At 63.4% G+C, this 13,682-nt stretch carries 12 protein-coding genes; 4 read left to right on the top strand and 8 right to left on the bottom strand.

Annotated elements, in window-relative coordinates; genetic code table 11:
• Positions 1 to 146: 146 nt before the first annotated feature.
• Complete coding sequence (locus ACVINW_RS21410; protein ID WP_456753114.1) at positions 147 to 1,916, bottom strand: thiamine pyrophosphate-dependent enzyme; 1,770 nt, start codon at positions 1,914 to 1,916, stop codon at positions 147 to 149.
• Positions 1,917 to 2,052: 136 nt separating this feature from the next.
• Here ACVINW_RS21410 and ACVINW_RS21405 point away from each other — a divergent pair, with 136 nt between their 5' ends.
• The gene (locus tag ACVINW_RS21405; protein WP_456753113.1) at positions 2,053 to 2,496 is read left to right on the top strand and encodes a PPC domain-containing DNA-binding protein; all 444 of its coding nucleotides are present in this window, start codon (positions 2,053 to 2,055) and stop codon (positions 2,494 to 2,496) included.
• A complete protein-coding gene (locus ACVINW_RS21400; RefSeq protein WP_456753112.1) occupies positions 2,496 to 3,536 on the top strand; it encodes an SDR family oxidoreductase in 1,041 nt (346 codons plus the stop codon). The genes ACVINW_RS21405 and ACVINW_RS21400 overlap by 1 nt, the downstream gene beginning before the upstream one ends.
• Before the next feature lie 41 nt (positions 3,537 to 3,577).
• Here ACVINW_RS21400 and ACVINW_RS21395 read toward each other — a convergent pair whose 3' ends face one another.
• Positions 3,578 to 4,945, bottom strand: coding sequence for an alpha-hydroxy acid oxidase (locus ACVINW_RS21395; protein WP_456753111.1), 1,368 nt, complete (start codon positions 4,943 to 4,945; stop codon positions 3,578 to 3,580).
• A gap of 223 nt (positions 4,946 to 5,168) precedes the next feature.
• Between ACVINW_RS21395 and ACVINW_RS21390 the strand changes: the two genes are divergently transcribed.
• Together ACVINW_RS21390 and ACVINW_RS21385 are read left to right on the top strand one after the other, a co-directional pair.
• Positions 5,169 to 5,606, top strand: coding sequence for a peptidoglycan-binding domain-containing protein (locus tag ACVINW_RS21390; protein WP_456753110.1), 438 nt, complete (start codon positions 5,169 to 5,171; stop codon positions 5,604 to 5,606).
• A 189-nt stretch (positions 5,607 to 5,795) separates the two neighbouring features.
• The gene (locus tag ACVINW_RS21385) at positions 5,796 to 6,569 is read left to right on the top strand and encodes an SCO family protein (protein WP_456753109.1); all 774 of its coding nucleotides are present in this window, start codon (positions 5,796 to 5,798) and stop codon (positions 6,567 to 6,569) included.
• Here ACVINW_RS21385 and ACVINW_RS21380 read toward each other — a convergent pair.
• Genes ACVINW_RS21380 through ACVINW_RS21355 form a run of 6 tightly spaced genes read right to left on the bottom strand, consistent with a single transcriptional unit; the run spans position 6,535 to position 13,566 of the window.
• Positions 6,535 to 7,608 carry a hypothetical protein gene (locus ACVINW_RS21380; protein WP_456753108.1) on the bottom strand — a complete coding sequence of 358 codons (1,074 nt, stop codon included), beginning with the start codon at positions 7,606 to 7,608 and terminating at the stop codon, positions 6,535 to 6,537. The genes ACVINW_RS21385 and ACVINW_RS21380 overlap by 35 nt on opposite strands.
• The gene (locus ACVINW_RS21375) at positions 7,605 to 8,135 is read right to left on the bottom strand and encodes a c-type cytochrome (protein WP_456753107.1); all 531 of its coding nucleotides are present in this window, start codon (positions 8,133 to 8,135) and stop codon (positions 7,605 to 7,607) included. Before ACVINW_RS21375 ends, ACVINW_RS21380 begins: the two co-directional genes overlap by 4 nt.
• Positions 8,132 to 8,662 carry a DUF3341 domain-containing protein gene (locus ACVINW_RS21370; RefSeq protein ID WP_456753106.1) on the bottom strand — a complete coding sequence of 177 codons (531 nt, stop codon included), beginning with the start codon at positions 8,660 to 8,662 and terminating at the stop codon, positions 8,132 to 8,134. The genes ACVINW_RS21375 and ACVINW_RS21370 overlap by 4 nt, the downstream gene beginning before the upstream one ends.
• Positions 8,655 to 10,010 carry an NrfD/PsrC family molybdoenzyme membrane anchor subunit gene (gene nrfD / locus ACVINW_RS21365; protein ID WP_456753105.1) on the bottom strand — a complete coding sequence of 452 codons (1,356 nt, stop codon included), beginning with the start codon at positions 10,008 to 10,010 and terminating at the stop codon, positions 8,655 to 8,657. Before nrfD ends, ACVINW_RS21370 begins: the two co-directional genes overlap by 8 nt.
• Complete coding sequence (locus tag ACVINW_RS21360) at positions 10,007 to 12,913, bottom strand: TAT-variant-translocated molybdopterin oxidoreductase (protein WP_456753104.1); 2,907 nt, start codon at positions 12,911 to 12,913, stop codon at positions 10,007 to 10,009. The genes nrfD and ACVINW_RS21360 overlap by 4 nt, the downstream gene beginning before the upstream one ends.
• Entirely contained in the window at positions 12,910 to 13,566 is a 657-nt protein-coding gene (locus ACVINW_RS21355; RefSeq protein ID WP_456753103.1) for a cytochrome c3 family protein, read from the bottom strand. The genes ACVINW_RS21360 and ACVINW_RS21355 overlap by 4 nt, the downstream gene beginning before the upstream one ends.
• Positions 13,567 to 13,682: the final 116 nt, after the last annotated feature.

The raw sequence follows: 13,682 nt of genomic DNA, 5'->3' as shown, positions 1-13,682 counted from the left end.
CGAGATAGCCATCGGCCAAGGCCACGCCCGCGTCGACAGGGCGAGGCGCGTTGCAGATTTGACTAGGCGGCCGATCGCCACGATGGCCCCCGGATCCCCCGCCATGGGCACCAGAACGCGTACGGTATTCGTCGCCGGCGTTCGGGTCAGATGATCTCGCGGACCACGTCGGACGCCACCGTCAGGGCGATCTTCCCGCCTGCCGGGGTGCCTCGAACCAGCGATTCGGCGAGGTTCTTGAGCTGGCTCATGCTCGCCTTGGGCGGCATCGGCGGCTCGTGCGGATCGACGGTGGCTTCGACCAGCACTGGGCCACGGGTATTCAGGGCCTGATGCAACACTTCGCCACAACGCTTCGGGTCGTCGACGCCAAACGCATTGAGCCCGAAGCCGCGCGCCACGGCAACAAAGTCGATAGGTTGCAGATCGCAGACGTATTCCGGATTGCCCAGAAACACCATCTGCTCCCATTTGATCTGGCCGAGCGTATTGTTCTTGATCACGACGATCTTCACATCGAGGCCATATTTCATGCAGGTTGCGAGCTCGCCCAATAGCATGGTGAGGCCGCCATCGCCGACGAAGGCCACAACCTGCCGCCCCGGATGAGCGACCGCGGCGGCAATCGCATAAGGCAAACCGCAGGCCATGGTCGCGAGATTGCCGGAGCACGAGAACATCATGTTTCCACGTATTACGAGCTGACGTGCGATCCAGGTCGTGATCGTTCCGGAGTCGGTTGTCACGATCGCATCGTCGGACAGCAGCTTGTTGAGCTCATGCGCGACGACCTCAGGCTTCATGGGTTTGTCTTCCCTGGTGCCCCGCTCGGTCATCAGCTGGGTCCATTCCTTCATTCCACTCTGGACTTCCTCCAGGAACGAGCGGTCGTCCCGATAGTTCAGCCGGCGCAGCAGCGCCTGGAGGGACTTGGCGGTGTCGCCGACGAGACCTGCTGCGACGGGATACCGTAAACCGATCCGCTTCGGATCAAGCTCGATTTGGACCGCCTGCGCCTGTCCGGGCTTGGGATAGTACTCAATATAGGGAAACGTGCTGCCGGCGATCAGCAGCGTGTCGCAGGCCTCAATCGCCTCCTGTGCCGGCTTGGTGCCGAGCAGACCGATACCTCCTGCCGAGAATGGACTGTCGTCCGGGATTACGCCTTTGCCCAGCAGCGGCTTGATCACCGGCGCCCCGAGGCGCTCCGCCACGGCCAACACCTCATTGCGTGCGTCAAGCGCGCCGCGGCCGGCGAGAATGGCCGTCTTCTTGCCGGCGTTGAGAATGTCGGCGGCACGGCCGAGTTGCTCGTCACTCGGCGCCTGTGCGGAATGGACCATCAAGTCGGAAACATGACGGGGGATATTGCGCTCCGACTTTCTAGCGGTCTTCACGGGCTGAGACTGCATGTCGACCGGGACCGTCACATGCGCGACACCGCGATAGGCGAGCGCAGATCGACAGGCCAGCTCCATCACGTTCTCGACATGCTGTGGCCCCATGACGCGGCTGTTGTAGACACAGACATCCATGTAAAGCTTGTCGAGTTCCACGTCTTGCTGGGTGAATGTGTGGAGCAGATCGTGGAATTGCAGTCCGGTGATCGCAAGTACCGGCTGCCCATCGAGCTTGGCGTCATAGAGACCGTTGAGGAGATGAATGCCGCCGGGGCCGGACGTTGCGAGGCACACGCCGAGACGGCCGGTCCACTTCGCGTAAGCGCAGGCATTGAATGCTGCCGCCTCCTCATGGCGCACCTGAACGAACTTGATCTGGCCCTGACGCGTCCGCAGCGCTTCGATGATTCCATTGATACCGTCGCCGGGGATGCCAAAGACGGTGTCCACGCCCCAGTCGAGCAGCGTTTCGACCAGCACGTCTGATGCAGTCGGAGATGCCATGGTTTCTTCCATTCCTAGTCGCCCGCTGATCGGAAAACAGAATGCGGCGAGGAGCGTTCCTAGCGACCTCCGGTGAACTGCAGTGGCACCGAGCTTCTGGAACCCTTCCTTGCCGTGCGCTGTTGGCTTCGCAACGGGAGGACGGCACATGCGACACAGGCTTTTGCATGAAAGCAGCGGACAGAAGACCTATGCGGTTATCCTCGATACCGACGAGGAGGTGATGGCGTCGCTCAAACGTTTTGCTGCCGCCGAGAAGGTGCGCGCGGCCCAAATCACGGCCATCGGTGCCTTCCGCGATGCCGTCCTGCTGTACTTCGACTGGAGCAAGAAGGAGTACTTGCGGATTCCGGTCTCGGAACAAGTTGAAGTCGCCTCCATGATCGGAGACGTCGCCGAGGGGCCGTCCGGCGAGGCGGAACTTCACATTCACGTCGTACTCGGCAAGAACGACGGCAGCGCGATGGTCGGACACCTCGGTGAAGCGCACGTGCGGCCGACGCTCGAAGTCATCGTTACGGAAAGCCCCGCTCACTTACGCAAGCGAAAGGATCCGGAAAGCGGCCTCGCCCTCATCCGGCCGGAGGCGTGATGATTCCGATGTCGCGCGCGCTTCGAAATCGCACAGTCGTGATAACGGGCGCATCGGCAGGCGTCGGAAGAGCTGCCGCGCACCGATTCGCCCGCGCCGGCGCGAGGATCGGTCTGATTGCCCGCGACGAAGCTGCCCTGAACGGCGTGAAGGAAGAGATCGAGAGCCTGGGCGGCCGCGGCTTCGTGGCGTCGGCCGACGTTGCGGATGCCGACCAGGTCTTCGCGGCAGCTGATGCCATTGCGCAGCATTTCGGGTCCATCGATATCTGGATCAACGATGCGATGGTCACCGTCTTCTCGCCGGTGTGGGAGGTGACGCCGGCCGAGTTCCAGCGCGTTACCGATGTCACCTATCTTGGTGTCGTCCACGGCACGATGGCCGCCTTGCGCCACATGCGCCCGCGCAATCGTGGCACGATCGTTCAGGTCGGCTCCGCCCTGGCGTTTCGGGGGATTCCGCTGCAAGCCGCCTACAGTGGCGCCAAGCATGCCATCCGCGGCTTCACGAATTCGCTGCGTGCCGAACTCATCCACGCGCGGTCGCACATCAATGTCACGATCGTGGAGCTGCCGGCCGTCAACACGCCGCAGTTCGATTGGGCTCGCACCCATATGGCGCATCAGCCCCGCCCGGTCCCGCCGGTCGTCCAGCCGCACGTCATCGCAGACGCGCTCTATCGCGCGGCTCTGCGCCCGTCGCGGGAATATTGGATTGGCGTCAGCACGCTGGTGGTCATCCTTGCAAATATGCTGGCGCCAGCGCTTTTCGATCACTATCTCGCACATGCGACGGTCGACGGGCAGCAGACCAAATTTCCCGTGGTTCCCTACCGAAAGGACAACCTGTTGGAACCCGTCCGTGACCTGCATCGCACCCGCGGCAGCTTTGGCGACGAGTCACGAGATCACGCGATTCTGATACGAGGAACGATCGCCCGGATCGTTCCGGTCGTCGCAGGCGGCGCCGCGCTCTTGGTGGCGGGTCTGCTGGCCCGTCCACGTTCGCGTCGAGCGCTCCCGGCCCGGCACCGGTGGTAGAAGCCGGTCACGAGCTTGACCATTCGCCAGTGAAGGCGGTCTTAGGTGACCCGTCCCCTATATGCCAGCAGATGCGGCCCGAGTTCGTCAATTCGACTCGCACCGAGCAGCCCCATTGCATCCAACGCCTCCGATTGGAGGATTTCGAGTGCACGCAAAGCACCTGAGGTTCCAGCGGCACAGAGGCCATACAGAGGAGCGCGCCCGACCCAAACGGCGTCGGCGCCTAACGCGCAGGCCTTGAGCAGGTCGGTTCCTCTCCGCACTCCACCCGACATGTAAAGTGCGATCTTGTGCCCGACGACATCCCGCGCAAGCGGTAGCAGATCGAGCGGTGAAATCGTCCAGTCCAGTTGCCGGCCGCCATGACTGCTCAGCACGATCCCATCCACGCCACTGTCGCACGCACGGCGCACGTCCTCGAGACAGAGCAGTCCCTTGAGGATGAACGGCTTCTTCCAGCGCCTCCGTATCTTCGCGACAGTATCCCAGCTCAACGACGCCGGCTGATGGGCGCGCACCCAGTTGGAAGCCGCGAAGAAGCTGCGCTGGTCTTTGGGCACGAAGTCGATGATGTTGGCGAAGCTAGGAATCCCGTGCGACAGCGGGTTCCGCGCGAGCCACAGCGGGTGCGCAAGACTTTCGAGGGCCGCGGACGACGACAGCCGCGCTTTTCCGACCTGGTTGCGGCGCTGCCACTCGCGGTCGCCAAAAATCTGCGCATTAGTCGTCAGCACCAGCGCTTCGCAGCCCACCTGGTCGGCACGCTGCAGCAGCTCCTGCCAGATTTCATCTCCGCCAAAAACATAGAGCTGCCACCAGTGGCGTACGCCCGGCGCGGCGCGGGCCACCTCTTCCATCGTGTCATTCGACATCGTGCTTTGCACGAACGGAACGCCGGCACGCGCCGCGGCCTGGGCCAGCATGCAATCCCCATGGGAGCGAAAGATGCCGTTGAGCCCGGTGGGTGAGACCACCAGCGGCATCGCCGCTGAGCGACCGCCGATCTCTGTCGCAAGCGTCCGCTGCGAGACATCGACCAGGGTACGAGGCATCAAGCGCCAATTGGCGAAGGCGCGCTGCTCGCCGTCCATCGCGGCTTCATCCTGCGCCCCACCTTCCAGATATTCGAGCGCAAAGCGCGGCAGCCGCTTATGGCTCATCGCGCGCAGATCGGAGATGGCGACGGCGCGTTGCGGGTTGAAACCGGTATAGTAGCGGCGCGCCGGTGTCCCATCGAGCTGCGCCAACTGCGTGTGTCGATTGGGCTCGCGCCCGGCCGGCCGCGATCGGCGCGCCAGCGCAACGCCGGCAATGCCGCCAGCCAGCCCCGCGACGGCGCACGCCAGCATCTGAATGAGACAACGTTCCGATTTATCGTGAGCAAGGGGCCGATCTGGAGCCTGCATGACAGCCTCAAATTTGCGCGTTCTTGAACAGCGGCGGCCTCTGCTTCGGACCAAGCTTCCTCGCGCTTCGTTTGTTCCTGTTTCCGAAGCCGGCGCGCGACCTTCGCCGATCCTCGGACGTTACGATTTTTTCATCTCGCCCTGGCCCGTGTTCCAGCAACACGCCCGTTCTGCACGCGTTGAACGGCAAGGGCAAACGTCGTGTTCAAGAAGAGGAAGCATCATGAAGAAGTTCGCTGTCGCGCTCCTCGCGACCACCGTCTTGGGCGCTCCGGGCGCCTTCGCTGCATCCGACAATCAGCAGCCACAGCAAAGCAAGCAGATGCAGCAGAACCAAAACGGACAGCAACGCCAGAGCGGCGAGAACGCTCAGAACCAGTCGAGTCAGCAGAATGGTCAGCGGCAAGCGGCCCAAAATGACCAGATGATTTCGCCTGACAGCCTTTCGCGGGGCGAGATTCGGCAGATTCAGCAGGCGCTCGACAAGGACGGCTTCAAGGCTGGCCGGACCGACGGCCGTTGGGGCCACGAAACCGAAAATGCTGTGAAGCAATTCCAGCAGAGCAAGCAGCGCCAAGCGACTGGACAGCTAGACCGGCAGACCGTCGCCGACCTTGGCCTGGACAGCTCGCAGTTCTCGCAACAGAACCAGCACAAGTAAGCCGGCCTCGCCGACTGCGCGGATGAGATCCGCGCAGTCGGTGTAGCAACGGGATACGTGAGTCCCAGGCATATAAGCGCGTGTCACTGGAACCATCTCGGCTATCCGTGCTTCTCGTACGGGAGAGAGCGGTTCACCACAATGCGCGGTCGGCCAGCCACACCGTCAGTTCTCTGGATTTGCGCAGGAGTGTTCGTTGCCCTCGCGAGCCTCGCGCCTAGCGCGCATGCCACGCTCAACGAAACTCAGTTGGAGCAGGTGGGCGTCTCCTCGAAACCGGGCGAGCAATTGCCGCTCGACATGGGGCTCACGAATGAGCTGAACTACACCAAGCCTCTTAGGGCATGGTTGCAGGCGATGCCGACCGTTTGGGTCAGCGCCGATTACACCTGCTCGACGCTTTGCGGACCGCTCCTGTCGATTGTATCTAACGCGCTGGCCGATACCGGACTGCGGGCGGGTGCCGATTTTCGGCTCGTGGTGTTCGGCCTCGACCCAAAGGACACGATCGCGGACGCCCAAGCCATGAAAGCCGAGCAAATCACCACCCGCGGAGCGGTCGCGGACCATGCGACATTCTTGCGAGGAACTCCTGCCGGCGTGAACGAGCTCTTGGCAGCTTTCCATATTCGGACGAGTTATGATAGCGAACGCGATCAATTCGCCCACCCAGTTGCCGCGTTCGTGGTTACGCCCGAGGGCCGCATCTCGCGCGCGCTGTCCGGCCTCGCGATCGATCCCGGAACTCTGCGACTAGCGCTGGTCGAGGCCGGCCGCGGCCACGTCGGTAGCTGGTCGGATCAGGCCCACCTGCTCTGCTACGGCTTCGATCCAGCAACCGGCATCTATACCCTGGCAATCCAGCGAATGCTGACTGGCGCAGTGACGATCACGATGGCCGCGCTCATGGTGCTGGTAGCCCTTCTGATCAGGCGGGGTGGCGCCTCACCCAAGCCGGGCTGAAGAGGCGACCCTCATTGGCCAGCGCCCGGTCGAAAGCCAGCCAGAGCAGCGTTCCAATGAAGAGCACCGCGGCGAGCAGCATCAGCGCCGTCATCAGCGGCGCGATATCGTGGATCGCCGGCAGAATTAGAATGGTGGCTTCGCAGCAGCGCATCAGCAGGGTCAACCCGCAGAGCATCATCAGAGCGCGGGGATCGGAGCGAACCCTCGCGCTCAGCAGGCCGAAGAACGGTAGCACGAACTGGCCGAAGGCCACAGCAGCAAGCAGATATTGCCAGCCCTGCTCCGATCGGGCCTGATACCACGACACCTCGTCCGGGATGTTGCCCGACCAGATCACGATGTACTGCATGGCATGAAGGTAACCCCACAGCAGGATCAGCGAGAGCAGCAGTCCGCTATAGCCGGCGCTGCGTCCCGTCGGGCGTCCCGCGAGCAGACTGACGCCGAGCACAAACGCAAAGCTGCTGAGCAGCGTGAAGCTGAGATAAAGAAGGCCGTAGACCGAGGAATGAAACTCCGGCTCGAGCGATTCCATCCAATCGATGCCGGCGAGCGATACGGTCAAGGCGTAGACGACCAATCCGGTCGACGCCGCACGCACCATGGCGACGTCGTCGCGCCATGCCCGGCGGAGCCAAACCGCAAGCCCGATCCAGAGCCCAAAATAGATCGCGCCGCGCAATATGAGGAACCAGGGTGCAAGATAGTGCGCCTTGAATGATGGCAAACCGCTCGGATCGACCATTGCCGGATAAATCTGCTTCATGAAAGGCAGGACCGGCACCGACGCCAAGGCAATGACTGGCAGCAACCCCGCTGCGGCGACAAATTGCGCGTGCAGCGCTTCGGTCCAGGCGCGACGAACCAGATAGCTGGTCATCCACAGTGCCAGAGCTCCGATCGGAACCGCACCCCACGTCACCCACGCCACGAGATACGCCGATGCGGTGGAACGGCCATCGAGAATAAAGCCGGTCACCAGGGGCAATCCCGTAACGACGAGAACGATCGACCTGATATCGCGGCGCATGCTCATGGCTGCCCCGTGAGCTTGGCGCGCGCGTCCGGCGGAACGTCTTCGATCGAAGTACGGCGGCTCAGCTGCAGGGCGCGGAGATAGGCCACGATGGCCCAGCGGTCCTGGGCTGGCACGCGCGCGGCGTAGGAGTACATCGCGCCATAGCCGTTGGTGATCACGTCGAAGAAGTGCTGATCGTCCGCCGCCACCAACCGGTCGACGTGGTAGCTGGTCGGGTGCGGCATCCCGCGACGAACGATGATGCCATCGCCGTCGCCGCCCGCGCCGTGGCACGGCAAGCAGAAGATCGCAAATCGCTGCCGGCCCCGGTCCAGCAGTTCGGCCGATAGTGCGGGTTTGGTCGTCGCCGCCCTCTCCCGCTCCGGATCGTCGCGCGCCACGGTGTTGGCTGGAGCAGGACGCAATACGCTGCCACGAAACAGTGGCGCCCGGGAATACTCGCTGTATTTCGGCTGCACATCCATATTCTGGTCGCAGGCCGCGAGGGCAAAGGCGAGCGTGACGGTGAACACCGACCTGATCATGGCGGCACGCGCTCCACCGACGCCGCGCCTACGCCGGTCAGGAACGCTGCAGTCGCCCGGTCGTCGAACATTGGGTCCTCACCCTTGATACAAAGGAAGAAGCGGTCCTTGCTGGCGAGGTGGAAGCGCGACGCCGAGAAGACTGGATAGTTGAGCCGCGGCAGGCCGTTCCAGCAGAGCATGGCGACCACCATCGCAAGTGCTGAGAACAGGATAGTCAGCTCGAATGTGACCACGGCGAATGCCGACAACGCGTAGATCGGTCGGCCCCCGACATTCAGGGGATAGTCATAGCTGACGAAAATCTGCATCAAGAGCGCGGTGCCCGCTCCTGCAAAGGCGCCGACCAGGCCGACCACGGAGATCCAGGGATGCGGGATATTCAGGATGCGCGCCAGGCCCTCGACGGGAAACGGCGTAAATGCATCGAGCTTGCGATAGCCGGCGGCGCGCGCGTGCCGTGCGGCGGTCAATAGCGCTTCCGGGCTCTCGAACTCTCCGAGCATTCCGTAGGCGCGCTCAGCCATGATGCGCCTCCGCCTTTTCCTCGTGGAGGAGCTCCTTGGTCTCGAAGACCGAGATCATCGGGATCAGCCGCACGGCGATCAGGAACGGCACCAAGAACAGACCGATCGTGCCAAAATAAGTCGACCAGTCCCAGAAGGTCGGCGTGAACTTGCTCCACGACGACACCAGGAAGTCGCGATAGAGGCTCGTGACCAGGATCATGTCCCGCTCGAGCCACATCCCGACCGCAACCGAGATCGAGATTAGGAGCAGCGCCCAACCGGAGCGCCGCACGCCGCTCCACCACAACGCTTGCAGTGGGACGAAGTTGAACAGCACGGCGCCCCAATAGGTCCAGGCGTAGACACCGGCGACGCGGTCCAGCAGCGTCCGCATCTCGTGCGCCTCGCCCGAGTAGAGCGCATCGAACACCTCGAACACGTAGCCGTAACCGGTCATCAGCCCGGTCGCGAGCAGGACCTTGCCGAGCACATCAAGATGATCGTCGGTGACCAAGTTTTGCAGCCCGAACCAGGAGCGCAGCGCGACAGCGATGATTGCGACCACTGCAAAGCCGGAGAACGCGGCACCCAGCACGAAATACGGCGGGAAGATCGTCGAGTGCCATCCCGGGATCTGCCCGGCTGCGAACAGCAGCGACACCTCGCTGTGAACGGACACAACCAGCGGCACGGCGAGCGCCGCGGTTACCCGATAAGCCTGCGACCAGCGCAGCCAATGTACGGCAGAGCCACGCCAACCGAGCGACGTGATGCCGAAGAAGATCTGCCAGCCCCGTTTGGTCGCGCGGTCGCGCGCGGCGGCAAGGTCCGGGATCAGCCCGGTGTACCAGAACAGCAGAGAGACCGTCAGATAGGTCAGCACCGCCCAGATGTCCCATTCCAGCGGGCTGCGGAACTGCGGCCAGACCCCCATCGTCGCGGGATAGGGAAACATCCAGTAGACGTACCAGGGTCGACCAAGGTGCAGGATCGGGTAGATACCGGCGCAGACAACCGCGAACAGCGTCATGGTCTCCGCGAAGCGGTTCAGCGAGTTGCGCCACTCGCTGCCGGTCAGCAGCAGCAGCGCCGAGATCAGCGTGCCGGCATGACCGATGCCGAGCCACCAGACGTAATTGTGGATCGCAAACGCCCAGTTGACAGGAATGTTGATGCCCCAGATCCCGACGCCACGCGTGAACAGCTCGGTCACCGAGATCACCAGCAGCAACAGCAGAGCGCTCGCCAACGCCATCGCGATCACCCAGCGGCGTTCCGCCGGAAAATGCAGCGGAATGCCAGTGAGCTGGTCGGCGATGCCCCCCATGCTCTGGCGCCTTGGCAGGATGTCGGAACGATCGCTCATCCCTGCCCGCTCCCAGAGCCGTCCTCGCGCCAACGCGCCAGATATGTGGTGCGGGGACGGGTACCGAGTTCTTCGAGCAGGGCATAGTGCCGACCATCGCGCTTCAGCCGCGCCACCTCGGAATTGGGATCGTTGATGTCGCCGAACACGATCGCCTTGGTCGGACAGGCTTGCTGACATGCGGTCACGACCTCGCCGTCGCGCAGTGAACGGCTCTCCCTATCGGCCGTGACATGGGCCGCCTCGATGCGCTGGACGCAATACGTGCACTTCTCCATCACGCCGCGCGAGCGCACCGTCACCTCGGGGTTGTGCGCGGCCTGAGTCGGGGAATCCGCCGGCGCCCGGTAGTCGAAGAAGTTGAAGCGTCTCACCTTGTAGGGGCAATAGCTCGAACAGGTCCTTGTGCCGATGCAACGATTGTAGACCATCTGGTTGAGCCCTTCCGGACTGTGCGTGGTCGCATGCACCGGGCATCCCATCTCGCAGGGCGCGGCCTCGCAATGCATGCATGGCACCGGCTGAAAATAGCTTTTTGGCTCATCGATGCTGCCGTCATAGTACCGGGCGATCCGCAACCAATGCATCTCGCGGCCAACCTTGACCTGCTCGGCCCCCACGACGGGCACGTTGTTCTCAGCCGTGCAGGCTGCCACGCAGGCATTGCAGCCGATGCAGGCGTCGAGATCGATCACCATGCCCCATGCGTTCTCCGAGGACGCCCATTGCGGATAGAAGCTTGCCTGCTCGGACGACGACGACTTCACTGCTTCGCCGGGGCCCACTTCGCGAACGAGATCGAAACCTTCCATGCGGTGGTGCAGCTGCGTCACCGCGAGCGTCTCGGTCCCATCGACCTTCCGCAAGCTGCCCCTGGCGAGCCACAGTTGATCCGCCGGCCGCAACCGGTAGGCATCGTAACCAAGACCGTCGCCAACCCGCCCGGCCCGGGTGCGGCCGTAGCCGAGATAGAGCGCGACCGTATTGCCAGCCTGGCCCGGCATGATCCAGACCGGACCGGTGACACTGCGCTCGCCAATTCGCACCTCCACGTGATCGCCATTGGCGACCGGGATGCGCCTCGCCAGATCGGGAGCGATCGCGACAATATTGCTCCAGGTAACCGTCGTGAGCGGCTTCGGCAGCTCCTGCAGCCAGCCGATATTGGCATACTGGCCATCCCAAATGGTCGGATCAGGCCGGAAAACGATATCGATTTCACCATGCGGCAAGGGCGCGGTAACAGTTCCACTTGCCGGCCGTGCGTCCACAAAGGACGCTGCGCCCTGCACGAAACCATTATGCAGCGCCTGCTTCCAGCGCGTCGAATACGTGTCGCCGAATCTGGCCCGCCAGGTTTCACGGACGGCGGCATCAGAAGCTGGATCGATCTCGCCGAGCAGCATCGCGATGATCTGGTGGATGGTTCTCACGTCGTAGAACGGTGCGATCACCGGCTGGATGATGGTCGTCGTCCCATCGACCGCACGCGCGTCGCTCCAGCTCTCCAGCGCATGCGCCATCGGCAGTTGCCATTCGCAGAGCGTGCCAGTTTCATCGCGCTGCAAGCCGAGATGCAGCGAGGTTCTGACGCGCTGAAGCGCCTCCGCCGCCTTGAGCTCGCCGGGCGCACTGTAGGCCGCATTGCAATCGATCACGATCAGCGAATGGACTTTTCCAGCGTCGATGTCGGAGACAAGCTCCGTGAGCGTCCCGGCGTCCGCCGGACCAGCAATCGGCTCTGTGAACTTCAGAGTCTGCCCGGCATTGCCGAGAGCATCATTGATCCTTGCCACCCAGATGGCTGCCGCCTGTCCTGCGACCGGGCCGGCGACGATCAAGGATTTGCCGCGCGCATTGCCGCAGGCATCAGCCGCGCGCTTGATCCAGTCGCGCTCACGTTCCGTGATCTCGCCCGCGGCGGCGCCCGAAACGCCAAGCGCGTGCGCCAACGCTTCCGCGAGAACGGGCATACGCGAGGCGTCGGCGATCAGCCGGGCAGCAGCAATGGCGCCAGTCGCCGAAGGCACGCTTTCTGCCATGAGCAATCGATTGCCGGGACGATCGCCAAAGCGATGCCGCGATGCTGCCCAGCCCCGCGCATTGCGCACCTGGTCGAGGCCGGGGCCGAGGACATCATCGTCGAGGCTAACGATGACGTCGCATTGTTCCAGCACGTAGTGGAGGTCTAACGGCTTTCCATAAGCGGCGTTGGCGAGCGATCGCTGGGGAGATGTCGCGACGGGAGCATGGAGATGAAGCCGTGCCTTGGGAAATTGCTTCATCAATTCATCGAGCTGTCGCAACAGGGTCGGCGAGGTAATCGGACCGGCCAGCAGTCGCAGCCCCTCGCCTCCGTCCTTGCTGAACCCCTCGCGCAGGACACCGACCGCCGCAACCACGTCGTTCCAGCTCACCGGTTCGCCGCGGCGTGTCGGAGCCTGGGCGCGGTCGGGATCGTAGAGCCCAAGCACTGCGCTCTGCATGAAGATGTCGCTTCGCCCGCCAGTCACGGGGTGGTCGGGATTGCCGTCCAGCTTGGTCGGCCGGCCCGAATAGGTCGTGGCGATCACCGGCTGCGCATAGCCGTCAAGGACGACAGCGGTGGCGTAGCGACGCGGCACTCCGATCGTCGCGTCGTCGGGTTGATCGACATAGGGTAGCGCCGCCACGAACGGACTCTTCTCGCAGCCCGCGAGCCCGGCGAGCGCGAAGGATGCGCCCATCAGCTTGAGGAACTCGCGCCGCGCGGTCGGCGAGAATGTCCGAGCGGCTGGATATTCGGCATCGACGAAGGCCTGGAACGCGGGATCGTGAGAGAGTTCCTCGATGCCCGACCACTGGCGCCGCCCACCGTCCGGCGCGATGGGCTGGTTGTGGTATTGGCGGGCGTTGCGCGTCATCGGTGACACACCGTGCAGTGGGTAAGTTCGCCGAAGCGGATCTTTTCGTGCGCCGCGATGGTCTCGCCCTTGGCGCGAGCATCCGTCGGCGGCACCCATGCCATATCGGTGATGTGCTCCGGCGGCCGCAGCTTCGGTGCCGGGTCGCGATGACAATCCAGGCAAAACTCCATGGTGAATGGCTTGGCGCGATAAGTCAGCGCCATTTGATCGATTCGGCCGTGACAGTCTGCGCATCCAACGCCTTTGGCGATGTGGATGTCATGGCGGAAATAGACGTAGTCCGGAAGCTTGGCGACGCGCGTCCATTGGATCGGTGTGTGGCGGGCAAGGCTTTGCCGGACCGGTTCCAGCATGGGGGCGTTGGTCCAGATCTGCGAATGGCAGGTCATGCAGGTTTCCGTCGGTGGCAAACCGGCCTGGGGGCCGCTCTCGACATTGCTGTGGCAGTAGCGGCAATCGATCCCGAGTTCGCCCGCGTGGTGGCGATGACTGAACGGCACCGGCTGACGTGGGCGGACGCCGGTCGAGGTCATGTAGGACGACCGCGCGAAGCCAATGATGCCAACCGTGCCACCGGCCATCAGCGAAAGACTTCCGACAAGGAACAGCCGCATCCACGTATCGGCGGCGGGTGAAAAGAGCTGAGCCATCCGTGGCCGATCAGCTGGCGGGCACCTGATCGTCAAGCTCGGCTTCGTCGATTGGTTCCTAATCGAGGAACGCCAGGGCCCGCTCGGCATTGACCATGGGCGCGCTAGGACCCGGA

The organism is Bradyrhizobium sp. USDA 4461, assembly GCF_054055655.1.
The sequence above is the reverse complement of the archived record's forward strand: the minus strand, read 5'-3'. Positions and strand labels throughout refer to the sequence as shown.

Coding starts and splice junctions, on each gene's coding strand:
- ACVINW_RS21410 (WP_456753114.1), bottom strand. CDS start 1,916: ATGGAAGAAACCATGGCATCTCCGACTGCATCAGACGTGCTGGTCGAA.
- ACVINW_RS21405 (WP_456753113.1), top strand. CDS start 2,053: ATGCGACACAGGCTTTTGCATGAAAGCAGCGGACAGAAGACCTATGCG.
- ACVINW_RS21400 (WP_456753112.1), top strand. CDS start 2,496: ATGATTCCGATGTCGCGCGCGCTTCGAAATCGCACAGTCGTGATAACG.
- ACVINW_RS21395 (WP_456753111.1), bottom strand. CDS start 4,945: ATGCAGGCTCCAGATCGGCCCCTTGCTCACGATAAATCGGAACGTTGT.
- ACVINW_RS21390 (WP_456753110.1), top strand. CDS start 5,169: ATGAAGAAGTTCGCTGTCGCGCTCCTCGCGACCACCGTCTTGGGCGCT.
- ACVINW_RS21380 (WP_456753108.1), bottom strand. CDS start 7,608: ATGAGCATGCGCCGCGATATCAGGTCGATCGTTCTCGTCGTTACGGGA.
- ACVINW_RS21375 (WP_456753107.1), bottom strand. CDS start 8,135: ATGATCAGGTCGGTGTTCACCGTCACGCTCGCCTTTGCCCTCGCGGCC.
- ACVINW_RS21370 (WP_456753106.1), bottom strand. CDS start 8,662: ATGGCTGAGCGCGCCTACGGAATGCTCGGAGAGTTCGAGAGCCCGGAA.
- nrfD (WP_456753105.1), bottom strand. CDS start 10,010: ATGAGCGATCGTTCCGACATCCTGCCAAGGCGCCAGAGCATGGGGGGC.
- ACVINW_RS21360 (WP_456753104.1), bottom strand. CDS start 12,913: ATGACGCGCAACGCCCGCCAATACCACAACCAGCCCATCGCGCCGGAC.
- ACVINW_RS21355 (WP_456753103.1), bottom strand. CDS start 13,566: ATGGCTCAGCTCTTTTCACCCGCCGCCGATACGTGGATGCGGCTGTTC.